At 58.2% G+C, this 22974-nt stretch carries 15 protein-coding genes; 12 read left to right on the top strand and 3 right to left on the bottom strand.

From position 1 onward, the window contains the following. Nucleotides 1-6: 6 nt before the first annotated feature. From H7F20_RS08705 to H7F20_RS08695, 3 genes are all read left to right on the top strand, one after another. On the top strand, nt 7-1326 hold the full coding sequence (locus tag H7F20_RS08705; protein ID WP_185785698.1) for a hypothetical protein: 1320 nt from the start codon (nt 7-9) through the stop codon (nt 1324-1326). Between the two features lie 52 nt (nt 1327-1378). Then, nucleotides 1379-3028 carry a M1 family metallopeptidase gene (locus H7F20_RS08700; protein ID WP_185785697.1) on the top strand — a complete coding sequence of 550 codons (1650 nt, stop codon included), beginning with the start codon at nt 1379-1381 and terminating at the stop codon, nt 3026-3028. Nucleotides 3029-3166: 138 nt separating this feature from the next. After that, the gene (locus H7F20_RS08695; RefSeq protein ID WP_185785696.1) at nt 3167-4495 is read left to right on the top strand and encodes a serine hydrolase; all 1329 of its coding nucleotides are present in this window, start codon (nt 3167-3169) and stop codon (nt 4493-4495) included. Nucleotides 4496-4601: 106 nt separating this feature from the next. Here the strand turns inward: H7F20_RS08695 and H7F20_RS08690 are convergent, their stop codons facing one another. Next, nucleotides 4602-8003, bottom strand: coding sequence for a ThuA domain-containing protein (locus H7F20_RS08690; protein WP_185785695.1), 3402 nt, complete (start codon nt 8001-8003; stop codon nt 4602-4604). 118 nt (nt 8004-8121) lie between these two features. Here H7F20_RS08690 and H7F20_RS08685 point away from each other — a divergent pair, with 118 nt between their 5' ends. The 7 genes from H7F20_RS08685 (at nt 8122) to H7F20_RS08655 (ending at nt 17985) form a co-directional block, all read left to right on the top strand. Continuing rightward, on the top strand, nt 8122-8685 hold the full coding sequence (locus H7F20_RS08685) for a YdeI family protein (RefSeq protein WP_221898710.1): 564 nt from the start codon (nt 8122-8124) through the stop codon (nt 8683-8685). Next, nucleotides 8682-10100 carry an amidohydrolase family protein gene (locus tag H7F20_RS08680; protein WP_255444021.1) on the top strand — a complete coding sequence of 473 codons (1419 nt, stop codon included), beginning with the start codon at nt 8682-8684 and terminating at the stop codon, nt 10098-10100. The genes H7F20_RS08685 and H7F20_RS08680 overlap by 4 nt, the downstream gene beginning before the upstream one ends. Nucleotides 10101-10152: 52 nt before the next feature. Continuing rightward, complete coding sequence (locus H7F20_RS08675) at nt 10153-11130, top strand: sugar phosphate isomerase/epimerase (RefSeq protein WP_185785694.1); 978 nt, start codon at nt 10153-10155, stop codon at nt 11128-11130. A 238-nt stretch (nt 11131-11368) separates the two neighbouring features. Beyond that, nucleotides 11369-11932: a YceI family protein gene (locus H7F20_RS08670; RefSeq protein WP_185785693.1), complete on the top strand. Its 564-nt coding sequence runs from the start codon at nt 11369-11371 to the stop codon at nt 11930-11932. Nucleotides 11933-12008: 76 nt separating this feature from the next. Then, on the top strand, nt 12009-14348 hold the full coding sequence (locus H7F20_RS08665; RefSeq protein WP_185785692.1) for a glycoside hydrolase family 3 N-terminal domain-containing protein: 2340 nt from the start codon (nt 12009-12011) through the stop codon (nt 14346-14348). Between the two features lies 1 nt (nt 14349). Beyond that, nucleotides 14350-16578, top strand: a complete 2229-nt coding sequence (locus tag H7F20_RS08660; protein WP_185785691.1) for a DUF5916 domain-containing protein — start codon at nt 14350-14352, stop codon at nt 16576-16578. A gap of 156 nt (nt 16579-16734) precedes the next feature. Next, complete coding sequence (locus H7F20_RS08655) at nt 16735-17985, top strand: amidohydrolase family protein (protein WP_185785690.1); 1251 nt, start codon at nt 16735-16737, stop codon at nt 17983-17985. A 98-nt stretch (nt 17986-18083) separates the two neighbouring features. On the opposite strand, the gene H7F20_RS08650 is transcribed toward H7F20_RS08655, so the two are convergent. Next, nucleotides 18084-19427 (bottom strand): PAS domain-containing sensor histidine kinase, encoded by a 1344-nt coding sequence (locus H7F20_RS08650; protein ID WP_185785689.1) that lies wholly within the window; start codon nt 19425-19427, stop codon nt 18084-18086. Further along, nucleotides 19417-20760 (bottom strand): sigma-54 dependent transcriptional regulator, encoded by a 1344-nt coding sequence (locus tag H7F20_RS08645; RefSeq protein ID WP_185785688.1) that lies wholly within the window; start codon nt 20758-20760, stop codon nt 19417-19419. The genes H7F20_RS08650 and H7F20_RS08645 overlap by 11 nt, the downstream gene beginning before the upstream one ends. A 207-nt stretch (nt 20761-20967) precedes the next feature. Here H7F20_RS08645 and H7F20_RS08640 point away from each other — a divergent pair, with 207 nt between their 5' ends. Continuing rightward, nucleotides 20968-22221: an efflux RND transporter periplasmic adaptor subunit gene (locus H7F20_RS08640; protein WP_185785687.1), complete on the top strand. Its 1254-nt coding sequence runs from the start codon at nt 20968-20970 to the stop codon at nt 22219-22221. Between the two features lie 50 nt (nt 22222-22271). Further along, nucleotides 22272-22955, top strand: a complete 684-nt coding sequence (locus tag H7F20_RS08635) for an ABC transporter ATP-binding protein (protein ID WP_185785686.1) — start codon at nt 22272-22274, stop codon at nt 22953-22955. The last annotated feature ends 19 nt before the right edge of the window (nt 22956-22974 follow it).

Genomic DNA, 22974 nt, shown 5'->3' with positions numbered 1-22974 from the left:
GAACCTATGAAGCAATCGCTCCTTCTTATGGCCGGATTGGCCCTGCTGGCGGCCGGGTGCCGGGAATCCGCAGCCGACGACCCGCTCGCAAGGTCATACCTGCCGGATATCAACCAGCTGTTTGAGGCCTACTACACCCTGGACAGCCTGGGGCAGCATCAGGAGCTGGGGGAGTTGCTGGTTGCTGAGAACCGGGATTTGAAATCCTCCGAACTCTACCTGATCGCGGCCTGGGCGTTCGAATCGGCAGGCCGGCCCGATTCGGTGGTCTCCCTGATCCACCAGGCGATTGACCGGGGCATGGCCAATCCCAATATCCTGGATAAATTCGCCGAGCTCCGGCTCCCGGAATCGGACCCGTCCCTACAACGACTCAGATACCGGCTGGATTCCATTGCGGCAGCGGTCGGGCATGTATCCAACTTCAGCATGGAGCTGGGTTCCATGGAGGCCTTCTGGCCCTATTTTGAAAGGGCCATGGCCGATACCACTGCCGCCCGACGGGAACTGCGCGCCTTCATCCTGGAGGGGCCCAGGGAACTCCGGGATTTCTACACCGTCCGCTATGGGAGCATTGACCAGATGTACGGGCAGATGGTCAACGGTGCCCCGGATTATTACCGGTACCTCCGGCAGCAATTCCGGCCCGACAGCATCCTGTCGCTCCGTGCAAAAACCACCCGCTGGATGGAGCGTTTCCAGTCCCTGTATCCCCAGGCCGTTTTCCCCAAGGTCTTCGTGGTGCCCGGTATCCTGAATACCGGGGGTACTGCAACGGAAATGGGCCTTTTTGTCGGAGGGGATATGTACGGCAGGTCGGATGGGATGCCCACAGACCAGCTCACGGACTGGCAGCGGGGGGCGATCATGAACTTCGGGGACCTCCCTGCACTCACGCTCCACGAACTGATGCATTTCCAGCAAAATTACCGGGATACGCTCCTCGGCGAATCCGTCCTTGCAGGGGTCATCAGCGAAGGGGTCTGCGACTTCCTGGTAGAATTGAGTTCGGGGGAACCCCTGGCAAATGAGAACCTGCAATTCCTGGAAGACCCGGAGAACCACTACCGGATCTTTGCCGACCTGCGGGAGGACCTGCTGGGAAGCGACAATTCCCGTTGGCTCTACAACGGCGGCAGCATCGACGACCGGCCTCACGACCTGGGGTACACCGTCGGCTACCTGATCTGTAAATCCTATTACAACAACCAAACCGATAAACGACAGGCAATCTACGAACTGCTGAACGCATCCGACCTGGTCTCCATCGTACGGCAGAGCGATTACGCCTATATCCTGGCGGGTCCCGCGGGGGTATCCCGCTGAACACAGGAATCATGGCAGGATTTTTGAACCCGGACGCGCGTAAACTGAAAAGATGAAACACCTTCTTCCCCTGATTGGCCTGATAGGCCTGTGCTCCCTCGCCCCTGCCCAGGAGGCAGAATCCTTCACCCGGCAGGACAGCCTCCGCGGCAGCATAACCCCGGAACGCGCGTGGTGGGACCTGAACTACTATTCCCTGGAGCTGGAGGTCGACCCGGAAACGGAGCACATCTCCGGCCGGAACACCATCCGCTACCGGGTACTGGAAGCAGGCCAGCGGATGCAAATCGACTTGCAGGAACCCCTGCAGATCGACGGGATCTGGCAGGACGGGCAGCCTTTGCGATACCGGAGCGAGGGCAATGCGCATTTTATAGCACTCAAAAAGAAGCAGGAACCAGGGACCTTTGAATCGGTGACCATCGCCTACAGCGGCAAGCCCCGGGTCGCCGTCCGGGCGCCCTGGGACGGGGGTTTCTCCTGGAGCCGCGACAGCGAGGGCCAGCCTTTTGCGGCGACTTCCTGCCAGGGCCTCGGGGCAAGTGCGTGGTGGCCCAATAAGGACCATATGTACGACGAGCCGGACAGCATGGCGATTGCCGTAACCGTTCCCAAACCCCTGATGGATGTTTCCAACGGGCGGTTGCGCAAGGTGGAGGACCTGGGCGACAGGCGGACCTTCCACTGGTTTGTGGCCAACCCGATCAACAATTACGGGGTAAACGTCAACATTGCGGACTACGCCCATTTCGGGGAAACCTACATGGGGGAGAAGGGCTCCCTGGACCTGGATTACTACGTGCTGCCCGAAAATCTCGAAAAAGCCAAAGGCCAGTTCATTCAGGTACCCATGATGCTGCAGGCCTTCGAATACTGGTTCGGGCCCTATCCGTTTTACGAGGACAGCTTCAAGCTCGTGGAAGTCCCCTACCTGGGCATGGAACACCAGAGTTCAGTCACCTACGGGAACCAATACACCAACGGCTACCTCGGCCGGGACCTCTCCGGCACGGGCTGGGGGAAGCGTTTCGATTTTATCATCGTTCACGAGGCCGGGCACGAATGGTTTGCAAACAACATCACCTACCGGGACATCGCCGATATGTGGATACACGAATCGTTTACGGCGTACAGCGAAAGCCTGTACCTGGACTACCATTTTGGCACCCGGGCAGCTTCGGAATACGTGATCGGCACCCGGCAGAATATCCGGAACGACCGCCCGGTCATCGGGCCTTACGGGGTGAACCAAAGGGGTTCCGGGGATATGTATTACAAGGGCTCTAACATGCTCCATACCCTGCGGCAGCTGGTGGAGGACGATGCCCTCTGGCGCTCGGTGCTGCGGGGGCTGAATTCGGAATTTTACCACCAGACGGTGACCACCCGCCAGGTGGAGGCGTACCTCAGCGCCCATACCGGCAAGGACCTCAGCGCCTTTTTTGACCAGTACCTGCGCACCACCATGGTCCCGACCCTGGAGTACCGCCGGGCCGGGGACCAGCTGGAATTCCGCTACACGGAAATCGTGGAGGGTTTTGACATGCCCATCCGGATCGAGGCAGACGGGGAACCCCGCTGGATTTTCCCGGAAGCTGCCTGGAAAACGGTGCCCCTGGCGGCCGGCGCCCCATTGCGTTTTGATCCGAATTTTTATATTGAGCCCCGGGTGGTGGATACCCGTGGGGCCGCCGATGATTAAGAAGTCCACACCGCGGGGGCAAAAACTGATACCGGCCGGAAGTCCCTTGATAAGGCCCGGTATCCGCAATTGGCCCCGGTATCCGCAAAACGCCCGGGAATGTGTAAAACGATCAAAAGATCAACCTAAATCACCGATATGAAAAAATACCTGTTTACCACTGTCTGTACCGCACTGTTGTTTGCCTGCAAGGGGCCCGCAGAAAATGCGTCCAATTCCCCATCTGCGGATGCTGTGGTCACCCCGGGCACAACCGCGCGCATCGACTCCCTGCTACAGGATATGGTGGCCCGTGGCCAGGTAGCCGGGATCTCTGCCCTGGTCTATGAAAAAGGGCAGGAAGCCTATTTCGGCGCCTATGGCTATGCCGACCGGGAAGACAGCATACCGATGGCGCGGAATACCATTGTACAGATCTATTCCATGACCAAGCCCATCACCGGGACGGCCCTGATGACACTCTATGAAACCGGGGCGTTCCAGCTGGACGACCCGCTTACCAAATACGCCCCGGAATTCGGTGACATGCAGGTATATACGGGCGTGGACGGGAAGGGACGCATGTTGCTGGAACCGGTGGACCGCCCCATTACCATCCGCGATATCACCCGCCACACCACTGGTTTCCCGAACCGTCCGGACATCCCCGGGTTAAGCGAGGCACTGGCAGCCTCCGACCCGCTCAACCGGGAAAACACGCTGCAGGAGCTCGGTGCCAAATTCGGGGCCCTGCCCCTCTGGTTCCAGCCGGGTTCCCAATGGGAATACGGTCCGAGCGTGGATGTCCAGGCATTCATGGTCGAGCGAATTTCCGGCCAGCCTTATGGGGAGTATGTGCGGGAAAAGGTCCTGGACCCCCTGGGCATGGAAGAAACCCGCTATTATGTTCCCGAAGAGGACCGCGGCCGCTTTTCGGCCATGTACCGTCTGGAAGAAGACGCCACGCTTACCCAGCTCCCGGATTCGACCGCCAAGATCGAACAATTGCAACGCTGGCCGCTCACCCGCGGGGGCTGGGGGCTCACCTCCACCCTGGACGATTACATGCGGTTTACCCGCATGCTGCTGGGCAGGGGGACCCTGGACAGCACCACCATCCTCCGTCCTGAGACCGTCCAACTGATGGCTACCAACCACCTGCCGGACAGCGTGGAGGAACGCTCCTGGTTGCCCAGCAAAGGGAGTGTCGGGTTTGGGATCGATTTTGCCGTCCGTGTGGCCCCACCGGCCAATGCCGAGGAAAACAACGGGGTAGTAGGGGAATTCTTCTGGGACGGGGCCGCCAGTACCCTGTTCTGGATAGACCCCGTAAACGAACTCTCGGCCGTGCTGTTTGTGCAGTTGTTCCCCTACGACCCGGTGCGCCTGCACAAGAAATTCCGGGATGCCGTCTACGGCCCGTACAAACCGGCCCCCGACCCGGACTCCCCGGGATCCACAGCCGCGGAAACAGGCCAGGGGCTTTGAGAGGAATGGGAAAACAATTATAGAAAATAGAAAAGGGCGCGGTTGCGCCCTTTTTTATTTTGGTATGTTCCTTTTTGCCGGAAACGAAAGCCGGCATCCAATCTCCCTACTGGAACTGTATGCCCATAATGGCCATCATCCCCGGTTCATCCCCTTCGGCCTCCTGCCGTTTATAGGTCAGTACGATGGGCTGGCGCCCGCTGAGTTCCCGCGTCAGGGTTACCGGGATCGCGGCCCCCTGCCCACTTGGGGCGTCCAGGCTGCCACTCCCGATGAGTTCGCCATCCGGGCTACCCAGGTGCAGTTCAAAATCCGATCCGGCTGCGGGCGCAGATTGCCATCCCGCCTGCAATACCAGGGATTTTACTCCGGTCAGGTCGTACCCGTCCATTTTCAGCCAGCCCTGTGGGGCATTGAGCAGGACCAGGTCCATCCCTCCGAAGCTCATGGACTGCATCCCTTCCTTGGGCATGTCTTCCCGGGGGGAGATACGGTTGCCGGTCAGTGCCAGCTGGTCCCCGCCCGTCAGGGGTTTGACCCCATTGAGGCCCGGGTCCGTGTAGGATGCGGTTAGGATCATCGTGTTGGCCGCCTGGGAGGCATCCGGCATGATCATGCCGCTTGCCGGCAGGGAAGGCGGCCGGGGCCGCTCATCCGCCAGGGACAGGATATAGGTAGCCATCTGTTCGAGTTCATCCGTGCTCAGGTCCGGGTGGGCCGCCATGGCCACCTCTCCCCAGACGCCACTGCCGCCGTTGCGGATTTTATCCATCAGGTAGCGGCGGTTTGTATTGCGCCGTCCCTCCTGGTACTTTTTGGATACCTCCATATAGGCCGGCCCGATGGAAGCCTCATTCTCCTTGTGGCAGGATTTGCAATCCAGGCTCTGGGTAAGCGCCTTCCCGGTAATGGTGGCGGAAGCCTGCTGGTGTCCGAAATCCCTGGAACTATCGTCCATCCCTTCCCGGTAATCCACCGAGATATAGAGGTTGTCGTCCGCGGGTATTTCAGCCCCTTCGTCCATTACGGTCACGCTGTACTTGACGGGTACCCCAGGCATAAAGAAGGATTCGTTCCCCCCTTCCATGGAGATGCGCACCTCGGGCCTGGTATTTCCGACAAAAATGGTTTCGGAAACGCCTTCCGAGATCTCCCCGGAATTGTCCATGGCCCGGGCCATCATTGAATATTCCCCATTTTTCTCGTAGGTATAGGAAAGGGTAGGAACGTCGGTGACCAAACTGTCGCCGTTGCCCATCAGCCAGATATACTGCATCGCATCCCCTTCCAGGTCCTCAGCCCCAAGGGTCGCCTGAATGGCCAGGGGGGATGTACCGGAGGTGAGATCGATTTCCAGGCCTTCGATCATCGGCGGGCGGTTGCCGCCATTGTATTCGATATAGCTCAGGCCGCTGTTGTCGTTTGCGGTAAACCAGCCGGTACCGTATTCGAGCAGGTACACCCGTCCGTCGGGGCCCACTTCCATATCGATCAGGTTATTTAGCTCAATATCGGACGCAAACGGAACCATCTTGTTGAAGGTGCCGTCCTCGAAGAGTTCCACGGACTTCATCCAGCCGCGCATCCATTCGTATACCAGTACCTTGCCGTCGTAATAATCCGGCAGGGATCCCTCGCCGTTGTAGAGGTCCTTGTAATAGGCAGGCCCGGCCATGGCATTCCGGCCACCGGAGGCTACCTGCGGAAATTCGGAGCTTTCCCCATAGTGGTAATATACCATGGCGGGCTGGGCCGGAGGCAGTTCTCTCAGGCCGGTGTTGTTCCGGGAGTCATTGATCGGGTGTTCCGGGTCAAATGCCTCGCCGCTTTCGCCCGTGCTGTAATCGTAATCCACATAGGCCTTGTTGTTGGCGATAAAAAGCGGCCAGCCATAGTTGCCGGGCTCCCGGGCCTGGTTGATTTCGTCATACCCCCTCGGCCCACGGGTCTGCAGGCTGTCGCCCCGGGCATCGGGTCCCACATCGCCCCAATACACGTAGCCGTTCTTCGGGTCCACGGAGATCCGGTAGGGGTTGCGGTGGCCCATGGTATAGATTTCCGGGCGGGTGTTTTCGGTCCCCTCGGCAAACAGGTTGCCTTCAGGGATGCTGTAACTGCCGTCCTCGTTGACGCGGATCCGCAGGATCTTGCCGCGGAGGTCGTTGGTGTTCCCGGAGGAACGGCGGGCGTCGAATTGCTCGCTTCCCGGCAGGTCGTTCAGGGGTGCGTACCCGTTGTTCACATAGGGGACATCCTGCTGGTTGAATGGTGTCGAGTTATCCCCGGTAGACAGGTAAAGCAACCCGTCCCCGCCAAAGGCGATGGAACCACCAGTGTGGCAGCAGATTTCCCGATCGCTGGCGACTTCCAGGATGACCTGTTCCGAGTCCAGGTCAAAGTTCCCATCCTGGTATTTGAAGCGCGAAAGGATGTTTTTTTCTTCATCCCCGGTGGGGGCGTAGTAGACATATACCCAATGGTTGTTGCTGTAGTCCGGGTCTTTCTGCAGGCCCATGACACCTTCCTCTGCATTGACCCCGGGGGTGTGCAGCGTCTTGTGGTAGACATCCAGTAAGGCCACCTGCCGGAAATCCCCCGTGGCGGCTTCGTAAAGCATGATCTCCCCCCTGCGCTGGGCCACCAGGATATCCCCGTTGGGGAGGATGGTCATTTCGGTTGGCTCGTAGAACTTCCCTCCCACCAATTGTACTTTGGTAAACCGGTTGGCCTCCGGCGGGATCTGGGAATGGGCCATGTCGTAATCCAACTCCAGGTTCTTGCCGATGGCGTACTGTATGCCGCCGAGGAGGTGTTTCAGGTACAGGTCCTCGGAATACGTCTCGTCCGTGTGCCCCAGGGCGGTATAGAAAGCGCGCCCCCCGTCGTACTCGTGGTACCAGGCCATGGGGTGGTAATCCCCGTTCTCCCCTCCTTCATAGGTGGATTCGTCGATGGTGACCAGTACGTTGATGTCCGGATTGATTTTCTTGAAGTTGTACATCTCGTCCGTCCGGTGCCAGACGGTATCCTGGAAAAATTCGGTGGCGGGATGGCTGCGGTCCACCACGTGGAAATCCGCTTCGGGCGTCCCGGCGGGGTGGCTCTGGAAATAGGCCCCGGCGAGCTTGCCATACCAGCCCCAGTCGTATTCCGTATCGGTGGCTGCGTGGATGCCCACATATCCGCCGCCCGCCTGGATATACCGTTCAAAGGCGGCCTCCTGGGTCGCATCCAGGACATCGCCTGTGGTACTCAGGAAGATCACGGCACTGTACTGGCCCAGGTTTTCCTCGTTGAAGCGATCTGCATTTTCGGTCGTATCCACCTCGAAGCCGTTCTCGGCCCCCAGTTTCCGGATGGCGGCAATTCCGCTGGGGATGGATGCATGCCTGAAGGCCATTGTCTTGCTGAAAACAAGTACCTTGGGGGGACCCGTGCGCTCTTTATCGCACGAAATGGTCAGGGCCAACCCCAACAGGACCGGCAGGATAAAGCGTAAGAATCTCATGTACAGGGATGTTTTTTAGTTTGGCTGACTAATGTACATATTACACGTATTGATTGCCAAAAAAACCGTTAACTTTCTAATAATTTTAAGAAGAAGTTGTATTTGAAACATCCAGGGTTTGGAGTCCCACTACTTTCCGACAGCAATTGAATGGCGCCGTTGGCTGGAAGCGCATCACGCGAAAAGCCAGGGCATCTTCCTTGTTTTTTATACCGTCGACCATGAAAAAGAAAGTATGCGCTGGGAGGAAGCAGTACGGGAAGCGCTCTGCTTCGGCTGGATCGATTCCACGGTCAAAAGCCTTGGAAACGGGAAGAGGCGGCAATATTTCTGTCCCAGGAAACCGGGAAGCGTCTGGAGCAGGCTGAACAAGCAACACCTTGACGAGCTCACCAGGGCCGGGAAGATGCACCCGGCGGGACTTGCCCGTATAGCGGCAGCCAGGGCCGACGGATCCTGGAGTGCCCTGGACGATGTGGAAAACGGGGTGATCCCGGACGACCTTGAAGCCGCTTTCGGGGCCCACCCGGATGCCCGGGCTTTCTACGAGGAAATCTCCTGGACCCATCAAAAGAGTTACCTGTACTGGCTGTTCCAGGCGAAAAGGGAAACCACGCGGGCCAGGCGCATTTCAGAAATCACCCGGCTGCTCAGGGCCGGAAAGAAAAACCGATACGAATGAAGACAAGAGACCAGTTAAATTGTTCCCCGGGAAGGGTTTCCGGGATGTTTGTTTCCTGCTTGCTGGCCTGCTGCATGCTGGCCTGCCAGGGGACGCCTTCGGATTCACCCAGCCCGACCGCCCGGTTGTTTACCAACGTCCATGTGGTGGATGTCGAAAATGGCCAGGTCCTGGAAAACCAGGTGATGGTGGTGGACTCGGGCCGGATCCAACACATTGGCCCGATGGTTGAAAATGCCGGGGCCTATCCGAACCCCATCGATGCCGGGGGCGCCTATGCGGTGCCGGGCCTGACCGAGATGCACGCCCACATCCCTTCCCCGCCCACATCGGCCCGGCGGATCGAGGAAACCCTGTTCCTCTACCTCTCCAACGGGGTTACCACCATCCGCGGGATGCTGGGGCATCCGTACCACCTGGAACTCCGGGAAAGACAGGCGGCCGGGGAACTCATCAGCCCGCGAATCTTTACTTCCAGCCCCTCCCTGAACGGGAATACCGTGCCCACCCCCGAAGCGGCACGCACCCTGGTGGGCCAGTATGCCTCAGAGGGCTATGATTTCCTGAAGATCCACCCGGGGATCCTGCGGCCGGTATTTGACACCCTGGTGGCAACGGCCCGGGAAAATGCCATCCCGTTTGCCGGCCACGTGCCGGTGGATGTGGGAATCCGGCACGCGCTGGAAAGCCGGTATGCGACCATCGACCACGTGGACGGGTTCCTGGAAGGGCTCGTTCCCGAATCTGCGAATGTAGCCCCCGCCGAAAACGGGTTTTTCGGCTTTAATTTCACGCCCCTGGCGAACACCGGTTCCATGGACGCCCTGGTGGCACTGGCCCTGGCCTACAATGTAGCCGTCGTGCCCACCCAAAGCCTTTTCGAGCGCTGGTTTGCACCCACGGATGCCGACAGCCTGCTGGCCCAGCCGGAGATGCGCTACATGCCTGCCGAAACACTGGCCAACTGGAAACAGACCAAGGAGGCCTATATGTCGGACCCTTCCTGGGATCCGGATCAGTGGGAGCAATTCAACGCCATCCGCCTGAAGCTGATCGGCAAATTGCAGAAAAATGGCTTCGGCCTCCTGCTGGGTTCGGATGCCCCCCAGGTCTTCAATGTCCCGGGTTTCTCCATCCACCACGAAATCGACGGGATGCAGCATGCGGGTATCCCCCCGGAGGAAATCCTACGGATGGGCACCCTCTACCCTGCCCGCTTTTTCGGGATACAGGATGAGACCGGTACGCTGGAGGCGGGAAAACGGGCGGAATTCTTCCTGGTGGGCGGCAACCCCCTGGAAGACCTCGATGCCCTGAAGGACCTCCGCGGGCTGATGCTGGGAGACCAGTGGTTTTCGCGCGAAGCCATCGATGCCCGCCTGGAGGAGATCGCCCAAAATGCGGCCGGGGAATAGACCCGGGCCGTTTCGTTGGGAAACAAATAACTTTACAAAAAACCCTGTTACGATGATGAACCGAAACCAATTTTTAAAGACCACTGCCCTGACGGCTGCGGGCAGCTTCCTGCTTCCTTCCCGGTTATTGGGACAACTACCTGAAACCGGGCTATCCGGGAAAATCCAGCGGATCGGGGTGCAGCTGTTTTCGATTCCTAAAATGCTGGATGACCGCCCGGAAGCGGCCCTGAAAATGCTGGCGGACATGGGGTATGAGGAACTGGAACTCTACGGGCCCTACCCCTTCAGCGATCGACGGAACAAAGAGCGGTGGGCCAGCCTGGAGCCCATGCTGGGCTTCACGGCCAGCGGATTCTTCGGGTACGAACTGGCAGCCTTCAAATCCCTGCTCAATTCTTTCGGTTTCCGGGTACCTTCCATGCATACGGACCTGGATACTTTGGAAAATAACCTGCCCGCCCTGGCTGCCGCAGCCAGGGACCTGGGCGCCACCTATGTAACCCTTCCGTCCATCCCCGAAGACCGGCGGCAGACGCTGGATGATTACAAACGGATGGCGGACGGCTTTAACGTCATCGGGAAAGCCGCCCGGGAGGAAGGGATCCGCTTTGCCTACCACAACCACGGTTACGGCCTGCAGGAAAGCGACGGGCAGGTCCCCTTTGAGGTGCTGATGGATGCCACAGACCCGGAAGGGGTATTCCTGGAGATGGATTTATTCTGGACCGTATCGGGACGCGCCAACCCATCGGAATACCTTCGGAGGTACCAGGGGCGCTACAAAATGATGCACATCAAGGATATGAAGGAATTGAAATATTTCGCGGGGGACGGGGGCGACCCCTCCCAGTGGGTGGGCCTGTTCCCGAACATGACTACCCTTGGGGACGGTGCCCTGGACCTTAAGCCCATCCTCGATACGGCCCTGGAAACCGGGGTCGAACACTTTTTTGTGGAACAGGACATGGTCGCCGACCCCCAGTCCGCACTCAGCGCGAGTTATGCGTATCTCCGCTCGCTGGAATAATCAGGTGGGGCCTCAGGCGCGGTTTTCCCGCCACCCGGCTGTTCCCCCGAAATGTTAAATCCACAGTTGGGATTAAACCTTTTGGCGCTGTAGGGTTCTAAACTACAGCAGGTTCTGCGTCTTAAACTTAACTTTCCGGCGCCCAGGCTGCCTTCCGGTAGCGACCTGCCTTCTTAAAAAATGATTTTTACACAAACGCATTTCTAAAATTTATTTGCAAACCTAACACCTATTGACAATGAAAAAATTCAACTTCCTGATCCTGGCCCTGCTGGCCACCCTGACCCTGAGTGCCCAATCCGAGTGGAAAGCCGATGGCGCCCACTCCAGTGTGGAATTCGAAATCCCCCACCTGATGATCTCTACGGTCACGGGGACCTTCGGGGAATTCGACATCTCCGCAACGGCCGGGGATTCGTTTGCCACCCCAGAATTTACGGCGACCATCCAGACGACCAGCGTTGATACCGGGGTAGAACGCCGGGACAACCACCTGCGCAGCGCGGACTTCTTCGAGGTGGAAACCTACCCGGAAATGACATTTACCACCAACTCCAGCACCTCCACAGGCGAAGGCACCTTTGACCTTACAGGGGACCTGACCATCCACGGAGTTACCAAGGAGGTGACCTTCAAAGGCAAGGTCGGAGGGGTGATCACCGACCAGCGGAGCGAGAAACTCAAGGCGGGCGTCCGCCTGGAAACCACCATTGACCGGCTTGAATTCGGTGTGGGCGGGGAGACACCCACTATCGGAAACGAACTGGATATCACCATCCGCCTGGAGATGGCGCAACAGTAACCGTTCAACACCGTAAAAGGCTTCGCCAGGAAAGCGGAGCCGCATTCCAATAAACCAAAAACCAAATCCCCCTAACATGTTTCCGAAAAACTATCGCACGGCGAGCATTCCGGGCTTCCTCCTGGCTGCATTGCTACTGAGTGGCTGCGGCCCCAAATGGAAAGAAACCCCGAAAGAAGGATACAACCTAGTGGAGAACGAAGGGGGGCAAACCCTCGGATACTCCCCCGAATCCGGGGTTCAACTCCTGGAGGCAGACCGTTTTGCCTTCAAGGACCTCAACCAGAATGGCACCCTGGAGCCCTACGAAGACTGGCGCCTGCCAGTTGCAGAACGGGCCAGTGACCTCGCAGGGCGCATGTCCGTGGAACAGATCGCCGGACTGATGCTTTACAGCGCCCACCAGCGGATACCCGGAGGGGGTTTCGGCGGCGGGGGCACCTATAATGGAAAACCCCTGGGGGAAAGCGGGGCCCTCCCCTCGGACCTTACCGACCAGCAAAGGGCCTTCCTGACGGATGACAACCTCCGCCACGTGTTGATGACCGCCGTGGAGAGCCCGGCCGTAGCGGCCCGTTGGAACAACAATGTACAGGCCCTGGTGGAAGGCCTCGGGCTCGGGATCCCGGCCAACAACAGCAGCGATCCCCGGCACGAAGCCGAATCGGACGAAGAATACACCCTGGGGGCCGGGGGGGATATTTCCCGCTGGCCGAATGCCCTGGGCCTGGCAGCGAGTTTTGACCCCGCGCTGGTGGAAGCCTTCGGGCGCATTGCCTCGGTGGAATACCGGGCGTTGGGGATTGCCACCGCCCTGTCGCCTCAGGTAGACCTGGCCACAGACCCGCGCTGGTACCGTTTCAGCGGGACCTTCGGGGCCGACCCCGGCTTGTCTACCGATATGGCCCGGGCCTATGTGGATGGCTTCCAGACCTCATCCGATTCGGCGATGATCGGCGGTGGTTGGGGGTATGAAAGTGTCAACGCCATGGTCAAGCACTGGCCTGGCGGGGGTGCCGGGGAAGGCGGCAGGGATGCGCACTACGGCTTTGGCAAATTTGCCGTTTTCCCGGGCGACAACCTGCAGATGCACATGAAGCCCTTTGTCGAAGGGGCCTTTGCCCTGGAAGGAGGTACGGGTCGGGCTGCAGCGGTGATGCCCTATTACACCATCTCCTTTGGGCAGGATCCCGGGGGGGATAATGTGGGGAATGCCTTCAGCAAGTATTTCATCACCGACCAGCTCCGCGGCAAGTATGGCTATGATGGGGTGGTCTGCACAGACTGGGGCGTTACCCGCCCCGATGAGGGGATGGCGGTTTTCGGACGCACCCCCTGGGGCGTGGAGGACCTGACCGTTGCGGAAAGACATTACCGCATCCTCATGGCCGGCTGCGACCAGTTTGGCGGGAACAATGCCGCAGGACCCGTTCTGGAAGCCTATCAGATGGGGGTTGCCGAGCACGGGGAGGAATTTATGCGGGACCGTTTCGAAACCTCTGCCAGGCGCCTGCTCACCAACATCTTCCAGGTAGGATTATTCGAAAACCCCTATCGGGACGTGCTGGAGACCGAGGCAACTGTGGGCAAACCTGAATTTATGGATGCGGGTTACCGGGCCCAGCAGCGGTCCGTGGTCGTTCTGAAAAACGAGGAAGGCATCCTGCCTTTGTCCAGGGAAACTTCCGTATACATACCGGAGCGGTTCGTGCCGCCTTCCCAAAGCTTTTTCGGGGATGTCATCCCGGGTCGCATGGAAATGCCCATGAGCGGGGAACTGGCAGGAAAGTACTTCGACCTGGCGGACAGCCCCGAATCGGCCGATGTCGCACTTGTGGTAATCACCGACCCGCAGAACGGGCGGACCGCGGGCTATAATCCGGAAGATGCAGAATCCGGGGGCAACGGATTTTTCCCCATCAGCCTGCAGTACGACACCTATACCGCCGATACGGCAAGGGACCCCAGCCTGGCAGGGGATGCCCGGGAAGGGGATGTCCTGAACCGGAGTTACCGGGGCAAGACCGTTACTGCCAAAAACAAATCGGACCTGGAACTCGTCCTGGAGACCGTGGCAGCCATGAATGGCAAACCGGTGATCGTGATCCTGAAACTCTCCAACCCGACGGTAGTTTCCGAATTTGAAGCGCAAATCCAGGGACTGGTGCTGAATTTCAATGTGCAGGACCAGGCCGTACTGGATATTCTGACCGGTGCGGTGGAGCCTTCGGGGTTGCTGCCCATGCAGATGCCTGTGGATATGATGACCGTGGAGGCACAGTTCGAAGACGTCCCCCTGGATATGGAACCCCACGTGGACACTGCCGGCAATGCCTATGATTTTGGTTTCGGCCTCAACTGGGAAGGCCCGATCCGCGATGCACGAACCGAAAAATACGCACCCGGAAAGGAATAACATGGCATACCTTAAAAAATACATCCCGGTTTTCGCCGGGATGTTGTTTCTTTTTACATCCGCCTGGTCTCAACCCGGGCTGGAGGATTTACGCACCACCTACGGGTTAAGGATCGCCAGGACCGAAGAACCCATTGAACTCAACGGCCTGCTCGGGGAACCCGCGTGGCAAAATGCCGATGTGGCCACCGATTTCTGGCAAAAATTCCCCACGGACGGGGAACGGGCCGCCAAGCGCACGGAGGTGCGGATGGCCTACGACGACCGCTTCCTGTATATTTCGGCCGTATGCTATGACTCGGACCAGTATGTGGTACAAACCCTCAAACGCGATAGCAGGTTTTTTGACGGGGACGGCTTCGGGGTGGTCATCGACCCGCTGAACCGCAGGACCAACGGCTTCCTCTTCGGGGTGAGCCCCTTCAATGTACAATCAGAGGATTTGCTCAGCCAGAATGCCTTCGGCAACCTGAATTTCAGCTGGGACAACCGTTGGTTTTCGGCGGTCACCCGACTGGACGACCGGTGGATCGTGGAAATGGCTATCCCCTTCAAGACGCTCCGGTTTGAGGCCGGGATCGACACCTGGGGGATCAATTTCTTCCGCAACGACCTGAAGGAAAACCAGTATCACAGCTGGACGCCCATGCCGGTGAATTTCAACCTGGTAGACCTGGGGTATACAGGCTCCCTGGTGTGGGACAAAGCCCCGGAGAAGACCGGGACGAATGTTTCCCTGATCCCCTACGTGCGCACCTCCCTCTACCGGGATAAGGAAGCGGACCCGGTGGGCACCGACACCGAGTTCGACGCGGGGATCGATGCCAAACTGGCCCTAACCTCCTCCCTGAACCTCGACCTGACGGTAAACCCGGATTTCTCCCAGGTGGATGTGGATGTACAGCAGACAAACCTCACCCGCTTCAGCCTGAATTTTCCGGAACGCCGACCCTTTTTCCTGGAAAACAACGACCTGTTCACCAGTTTCGGTACCCCACCCGCCCGACCGATATTCACGCGCCGTATTGGCCTGGACGAAAACCGCATGCCGGTACCCATCCTCTTTGGCGCCCGCCTGAGCGGCAACCTCACCAAGCGCTTCCGCCTGGGCCTGCTCAACCTGCAAACCCAGGCCGAAGAAGGCCGGAACGGGCAGAACTATACCATCGCCACCTTTAACCAGAGCCTCCTGAAACGCTCCCTCATCAAGGGGTATGTGACCAACCGCCAGGCGGTGGTCAAAGGGGAGGGCCTGGATTACGACGACTACGGGCGGAACGCAGGCCTGGAGTTCAACTACCTGAACCTCACCGGCAGCTGGAATGTGTTCGGGGGCCTCCACCTTTCCGATAAGCCCGAGATCGGGTTGGGGACCTTCCGGAACCTGGCGGTACAGCACAACAGCCGCAACCTGGATTTCTTTGTGGATTATTTCGGGATCGATACGGATTACTATGCGGACATCGGGTTTATCCCGCGCCTGGATAATTACGATGCCGCCAATGACACCATCGTGCACCTGGGGTACGAACACCTTTTCAAAAGGGTTGGCTATACCTTCCGGCCCGCCGGGGACCGGGCAGTCATTGCCCATGGCTTCAGCCTCCGTAACGTGATGGACTGGCAACCGGACTGGACCTTCAACGAGAGGAGCAGCTCGGTGGAATACGAAATCCAGTTCCGCAATACGAGCGCCATGCGGGCCAGCGTGGAGGACAACGATACCCGGTTGCTGTTTGCCACGCGGTTCACCGGCCAGGAACCCTTGCCGCCGGGGAAATACACCTACAGCCAGGCGGCCGTCGCCTATCAGTCGGATGCGCGCAAACCGCTGGCCTACGAAGGGGAAGTACAGGTAGGGGAGTTTTACAACGGGACCCTGAACCGTTTCAGCGCAGGCCTGACCTACCGCATCCAGCCCTGGGGGAATTTCAACTTCAGCCTGGAGCAGAATTACCTGAGGTTGCCGGAGCCCTATGGATCGGCCGACCTGACGCTGATCGGCCAGCGGTCCGAGGTGAACTTCTCCAACAAGCTTTTCTGGACCACTTTTTTCCAGTACAATACCCAGTCGGACAACTTCAATATCAACAGCCGGCTGCAGTGGCGGTTCGCGCCCATGTCCGACCTGTTCCTGGTCTATACGGACAATTACCTGAGCTCCCCTTTCCTGCAGGTCAACCGCAACCGCGGTGTGGTACTGAAGATCAACTACTGGCTGACACTCTAATACTGGCTGACACTCTAATTGCCCGTACTTCGCCGGTAGAGGGGGTTGCCCCCTGCCCGGGTCACCGGCGAATCAAATGTCCGGTCCGGCAACGACTAAAATTGGCAGGAAGGCTTTCCTCAAAAAACTTTACCTTGACTTCAAATGCCATTTAAGATGAAGCACCTATTGCTATTTGCACTTCTGATTACCTGTCAATGGGGACAGGCCCAGCTCCTGCTCCGGCCGGATCGGGTATTTGACGGGGAGACACTACATACCGGCTGGGTAGTCCTGGTTGCCGATTCCACCATCCACTATGCAGGCCCTCCACAGGGCCTGCAACTGCCTGGGGACACCCAAACGCTGGAGCTGGCCGGGATGACCCTGATGCCCGGGCTGATCGAAGGACACGGCCACCTGTTGCTGCACCCCTATAACGAGACGGACTGGAACGACCAGGTGCTGAAGGAATCGGTGGCCGAACGGGCCATCCGGGGGGCGGTTCACGCCAGGAATTCCCTGATGGTCGGGGTCACCACCCTGCGCGACCTGGGTTCCGAAGGGGCCGGGTATGCAGACGTTGGGCTCAAACAAGCGATTGAAAAAAAGATCATACCGGGTCCCCGGTTACTCGTGGCTGGCCCGGCCATCGTGGCCACCGGAGCCTACGGGCCCAAAGGTTTCCATGAAGGCGTTACCGTACCCCTGGGGGCCGAACCGGCCAGCGGGGTGCCTGACGTCATCCGGGCAGTCCGCAGGCAACTCGGGGGAGGGGCCGACTTTATCAAGGTGTATGCCGATTACCGGTGGTCTCCAGGGGCACCATCCGCCCCCACATTCCTGCCGGAAGAACTCGGGGCCATGGTCCGGACAGCCCGGTCGGCCGGGAAGTACGTGGTGGCCCATGCCAGCACACCGGAAGGCATGAGCCGGGCCATAGAGGCCGGGGTGGAGACCATCGAACACGGGGACGGGGGCACCCTGGAAATCTTTACCCGCATGCGGGAGCTGGGCGTGGTCTTCTACCCCACCCTGGCGGCAGGCGATGCCATTGAGCGTTATAAAGGGTGGACCGGGAGCCCGGATACGGACCGGATCGCCAAAAAGAAACAGAGTTTTGCCCAGGCGCTGGAATCCGGGGTCACCATCGGTTTTGGCGGGGATGTGGGGGTGTTTACACACGGGGAAAACTACCGGGAACTGGAATTAATGGCCGCTTATGGCATGGAGCCTGTGGCTGTCCTCCGGGCGGCCACTTCGGTAAATGCGGAAACCTTCCACCTGGACCGCCTGGGAAGGATCGGCAAGGGCTATTGGGCCGACCTCATTGCCGTCCCCGGAGACCCTTCAAAAGATATCAAAGCGCTGCGAAACGTGGCATTTGTGATGCGCAGTGGATCCGTGGTCAGGGGCATGGGGCGGTAGAGCTGTAGCGCGGGTGCCTGGAAATTGCAGGCCAAAGGCCGAACTTGTAACTGGGGCGACGGTGAGGAGGCCCCCTACCCGATTGAATCAATTGTTCTTCAAGGAAACAATAACCTGATTTCAGTGCCCATACCTACCTGGCTGCGAAGCCGCACCTTGCCCCCGTGAAGGGTCATGATCTGCTTACAAAGGCTCAATCCGATCCCGCTACCCGTGCTCTTCGTGCTGAAAAAAGGAACGAAAACCGTTTCCTGTATCTCTTCGGGTATCCCTTTGCCGTTATCGACCACCCGAATGGTATGCTGCCCGTTCGTATCTTTCCTGGCCATCACCTGCACCAGGGCATCGGACCGGTTTTCACAGGCATCCATCGCATTGATAATTAAATTGATCAGGACCTGTTCGATCAGGTAGGTATCAATATCCAGCTTGATGTCGGGTTGGGGGCTGGAAAAGGACAGCTCCACTTCCCGTTGTTTCAGGGAGGGTTCCAGCAGGATCCGGATATTGGCAAATAAGTCTTCACTGGCGATGGTAGACCGGTTCAGTTGGGTGACCTTGTGAAGGCTGCGGTAGGTCTTTGCAAATTTCATAAGCCCTTCGCTGCGTTTGCGGATACTCCCGATCCCTGCATCCAGGTCTTCGAGTTCCAGTTCGGTCCCCGGGTTGTCTATGGCCTCCCGGACGTGCCCCTGCAAGGTCTGGGAAAGCGAACTGATGGGGGCAATACTGTTCATGATCTCGTGGGTCATCACGCTGAGGAGTTTTTTCCAGGCATCGCTTTCGTTCCGGTTCAGGGTTTCTTCAATATTCTGCATCACGACCAGTTTATACGAGGACTCCCCCACCTCGAAAACCGTATCAGCGATCAGGACCCGAAGGGTATCCCGCCGAAGGGGCAACTGCACGGAAACCGTAGCAGCGTGATAGGTTTCGAAGAGTTCCTCGTACGCCTCCGGGAGGCGCTTTGCGATAAACCCGATGCGTTTGAAGGAGGGCAGGTCCAGTATCTTCAGCAGGTATTCGTTGACCCACAATACCTTGCCGGTCTCCAGGTTATACGCAATAATTCCCACCTCCACCATTTCCAGGATTTTCTGCAGGTACTGGAACTGCACTTCCCGCTCCTGGTTGATGTCCCGGAAGGTCTGGTTGACCAGGTTGAACCCCCGATGCAGTTGCCGGATTTCCAGGGAACCGTGTTTTTCGCTGAACCAGCGGGAGAAATCCCGGTATTTGACTGCCTCGAAAAAATCATCCATCTCCCGGAATCGCCGCATGACGCTGCGGTAGAGGGACCGGAAGAAAACCAGGGTCATCACCCCGCCCCCCACTGCCCAATAGGGCGACTGGGCAAGGATCCCGTACAGGAAGGCCGCCAGGGCACATGTCAGGAGGAAAGTCCTGAGCAGCAGGAAGGTGGAATAATTCCTAAAGGTCATATTTTTCGAGTCTGCGGTAGAGGGCGGTACGCGTCAGACCGAGCTCCCTGGCCGATTTGGAGATATTGCCATTGTTCTTTTCGATCACTTTCAATATGGTGTTCTTTTCCAGGGCTTCCAAATTGGTGGTCCGGGTGGCCGGGGGGGAAGGCCTGGGCTTTTCGATGGCCGAGAACACCAGGTCGCTACCCTGAAGCACATTGTCCTCGGCCATGATGACGGCGCGTTCCAGGGCGTACTGCAGCTCCCTGACATTCCCCGGGAAATCATGCTCCCCAAGTTTATCCAGGAAGGCTTCGGTTAATGAGAAAGGGCCTTTCCCATATTTTTCCGCATACCGCTCCGCAAAATGGCGGGCGAGCAGGTTCCGGTCTTCCCCCCGCTCCCGCAACGGGGGGATCAGGATATCCACGGTATTGATCCGGTAAATCAGGTCGCGCCGGAATGTCTTTTCATCCGATAATTCCTCCATGGGCCGGTTGGTGGCGCAGATCAGGCGGATGTCCACGGGAATGGGCTGGTTGCTCCCCAGGGGGGTCACCTGACGGTTCTGGAGTACCGTAAGCAGGCGGGCCTGCTGGCGCAGCGGGATGTTCCCGATCTCGTCCAGAAACAGGGTCCCACCCTGGGCCGCCTCGAAACGCCCCTTGCGGTCTTCCCGGGCATCGGTAAACGCCCCTTTCCGGTATCCGAAGAGTTCGCTCTCAAAGAGCGTCTCGGTAAGCGCCCCCACATCCACCTTGACAAAAGGGCCTCCCTTCCGGAGGGAGTGTTCGTGGATTGCACGGGCGATCAGGTCCTTCCCGGTCCCGTTCTCGCCAAGGATGAGGATATTGGCATCGGTGGGCGCCACCTTGCGCACTTTGGTGAATACGTGTTCCATGGGTTCACTCTCCCCCACGATCTGGTCGTCCTCGCCCACCGGGGCCGGTTTGGGCTTATTCCCCTTGCGCCGGGCGGCTTCCCGTACCGCCTCGAGGATCTTCTCGTTTTGCCAGGGCTTGACCAGGAAGTCCGAGGCGCCCTGTTTCAGGGATCGGATCGCCAGGTCGATATCCCCGTAGGCGGTGATCAGGATTACCGCAGCTTTCGGGTCTTTTTCCCGGATTTTGCCCAGCCAGTAGAGCCCTTCGTTGCCCGTGTGGACCAACCCGTTGAAATTCATATCCAGGATAATCACATCAAAAGCCCTGCCCTCCATCAGGCTGCCGATCTGGTTCGGGTTACGGGCCGTAACGACTTCGGCCACCTGGGATTTCAGCAGGAGCCGCAACGCGATGAGCACATCTTCGTCGTCGTCAATGACCAGTATTCGGGCTTTCTTAAGCGACATATACACAATATTACGATTTTCACCGGCTTTGCATGAATTGGGATCCTGCATTTTTCCACCGGGCTGACAGGTGTTTCATTACCGGACACCAGGTGTATCAAAACCGGACACTCCCCATAGGTCAAAAATTCATAATGTATTGTAATTCAGAATTTTATTTTTTTGGCACGGAATTAACAACAGGTAGTACGAACAGTTAATGCAACTATGGATATCCCGATTGAAAAGAAACGATTCAACAATCGAAAAATAGCAATGATTGCCGGAGGTGCTGCCCTCCTCGCCCTGATTATCTATGTGGCAATCGCCACGGGTGGAGGGGCCCGGCTCAACGTACAGACCGAACGGATTACGGTAAGTACCATAGAGCGGGGCGCTTTCCAGGAAAATATCCCCGTTAATGGAATCGTACTTCCCATTACCACCATCTACCTGGATGCCCTCGAAGGCGGGCGGGTGGAAGAAAAATTCGTGGAAGACGGGGCGATGATGCAGCAGGGCGAACCCATCCTGAGGCTCTCCAACACGGACCTGGAACTCAGCCTGGTAAACCAGGAAACACAGGTGTACAACCTGCTGACGCAGATGCAGATTTCCCAGAATGCGGCCCGCCAGAATACCATCAACAGGCTCAACCAGTATACCGACGTGGAAAACAGCCTGGTCGAAGCGCGCAGGTTGTATGAACTCAACAAGCGGTTGTACGAAAAAGATGCCATTGGTCGGCAGGAGCTGATCATTGCCGAAAACGACTACAACTACCAGAAGGAGCGGATGGAACTGGCCGAGGAGATCCTGCGCCAGGATTCCATCTCGGTCAGCCAGGAGGAGCGGCAGATCGCCAATTCCCTGGCCCGTACGCAAAACGCACTGGAACTCATGCGGCGGAAAGTGGCCGACCTGGTGGTTCGGTCGCCCATAGAAGGCCAGCTCACCTCCCTGGATGCCGAAATAGGGGAATCCAAGAACAAGGGGGAACGCCTGGGGCAGATCGATGTCCTGAGTGGCTACAAGGTGCGCGCGGATATCGACGAGCACTACATCTCCCGGATCTATACCGGACAGCGGGGCTCCTTCCCCTTTAACGGGGAGCGCCATGAACTCATCATCAAAAAGGTCTACACCCAGGTGACCAACGGCCGTTTCCAGGTAGACATGGAATTCGCCGGGGAGGCCCCGGAGGGCATCCGCCGCGGGCAGTCGCTGCAGATCCGGCTGGCCCTGAGCGAGGAAAAGGAGGCATTGCTGGTTCCCAAGGGCGGCTTTTTCCAGAAAACCGGGGGCAACTGGATCTTCAAAGTGAGCGAGGATGGGGGGGCCGCCTACCGGACCGATATCACGCTGGGGAGCCAGAACACGGAATATTACGAGGTGCTGAGCGGCCTGCAGCCGGGGGACCGGGTGGTTACCAGCAGCTATGACAATTACGGGGATATACAGGAACTGGTCCTCAAGGACTGATCCCCCATGAATACGAATCAAGAAAGAAATTGTACTAACACGGAATAACAATGATCAAAGTAACAGAATTAGAGAAGTTTTACAGTACCGAGGAGGTACGAACCATTGCCCTGAACAAGCTTTCGTTTGAGGTGAAGGAAGGGGAATTCGTGGCCATCATGGGGCCCTCGGGATGCGGCAAGTCCACCCTGCTGAATATCCTGGGGCTCCTGGACGATGCCGACGGCGGCAGCTTTGAATTTAACGGTATCGAGGTGTCTGGGTTCAACGAGCGCAAACGCGCCAATCTCCGCAAGCACAATATCGGTTTTGTCTTCCAGAGTTTCAACCTGATCGACGAGCTGACCGTTTTTGAAAACGTGGAACTCCCGCTGATTTACACCGGGGTAAAGGCTGCGGACCGCAAGGCCCGGGTGGAGGAAGTGCTCGAGAAAATGCAGATCATGCACCGCAGGAGCCATTTCCCCCAGCAGCTCTCCGGGGGGCAGCAGCAACGGGTGGCCGTGGCGCGGGCCGTGGTAAACAACCCGAAGCTCATCCTGGCGGATGAGCCCACCGGGAACCTGGACAGCACCAACGGGAACGAGGTGATGGACCTGCTTACAGAGCTCAATGAAAATGGCACCACCATCATCATGGTTACCCACAGCGAGCACGACGCCAAGTACAGCCACCGGATCATCCGGATGCTCGACGGGCAGAAAGTAACGGAAAATGTGCTGGCAACCTATTGACCATCCCCGGTCATAAACG

Source organism: Robiginitalea sp. SC105 (assembly GCF_014243345.1).
Taxonomy (GTDB): domain Bacteria; phylum Bacteroidota; class Bacteroidia; order Flavobacteriales; family Flavobacteriaceae; genus Robiginitalea.
This window is presented reverse-complemented; position numbering and strand designations above follow the sequence as displayed.

What these genes read in the sequence shown, in the direction of transcription:
- H7F20_RS08705 (WP_185785698.1), top strand. Translation starts at nt 7, where the DNA reads ATGAAGCAATCGCTCCTTCTTATGGCCGGATTGGCCCTGCTGGCGGCC.
- H7F20_RS08700 (WP_185785697.1), top strand. Translation starts at nt 1,379, where the DNA reads ATGAAACACCTTCTTCCCCTGATTGGCCTGATAGGCCTGTGCTCCCTC.
- H7F20_RS08695 (WP_185785696.1), top strand. Translation starts at nt 3,167, where the DNA reads ATGAAAAAATACCTGTTTACCACTGTCTGTACCGCACTGTTGTTTGCC.
- H7F20_RS08690 (WP_185785695.1), bottom strand. Translation starts at nt 8,003, where the DNA reads ATGAGATTCTTACGCTTTATCCTGCCGGTCCTGTTGGGGTTGGCCCTG.
- H7F20_RS08680 (WP_255444021.1), top strand. Translation starts at nt 8,682, where the DNA reads ATGAAGACAAGAGACCAGTTAAATTGTTCCCCGGGAAGGGTTTCCGGG.
- H7F20_RS08675 (WP_185785694.1), top strand. Translation starts at nt 10,153, where the DNA reads ATGATGAACCGAAACCAATTTTTAAAGACCACTGCCCTGACGGCTGCG.
- H7F20_RS08670 (WP_185785693.1), top strand. Translation starts at nt 11,369, where the DNA reads ATGAAAAAATTCAACTTCCTGATCCTGGCCCTGCTGGCCACCCTGACC.
- H7F20_RS08665 (WP_185785692.1), top strand. Translation starts at nt 12,009, where the DNA reads ATGTTTCCGAAAAACTATCGCACGGCGAGCATTCCGGGCTTCCTCCTG.
- H7F20_RS08660 (WP_185785691.1), top strand. Translation starts at nt 14,350, where the DNA reads ATGGCATACCTTAAAAAATACATCCCGGTTTTCGCCGGGATGTTGTTT.
- H7F20_RS08655 (WP_185785690.1), top strand. Translation starts at nt 16,735, where the DNA reads ATGAAGCACCTATTGCTATTTGCACTTCTGATTACCTGTCAATGGGGA.
- H7F20_RS08650 (WP_185785689.1), bottom strand. Translation starts at nt 19,427, where the DNA reads ATGACCTTTAGGAATTATTCCACCTTCCTGCTGCTCAGGACTTTCCTC.
- H7F20_RS08645 (WP_185785688.1), bottom strand. Translation starts at nt 20,760, where the DNA reads ATGTCGCTTAAGAAAGCCCGAATACTGGTCATTGACGACGACGAAGAT.
- H7F20_RS08640 (WP_185785687.1), top strand. Translation starts at nt 20,968, where the DNA reads ATGGATATCCCGATTGAAAAGAAACGATTCAACAATCGAAAAATAGCA.
- H7F20_RS08635 (WP_185785686.1), top strand. Translation starts at nt 22,272, where the DNA reads ATGATCAAAGTAACAGAATTAGAGAAGTTTTACAGTACCGAGGAGGTA.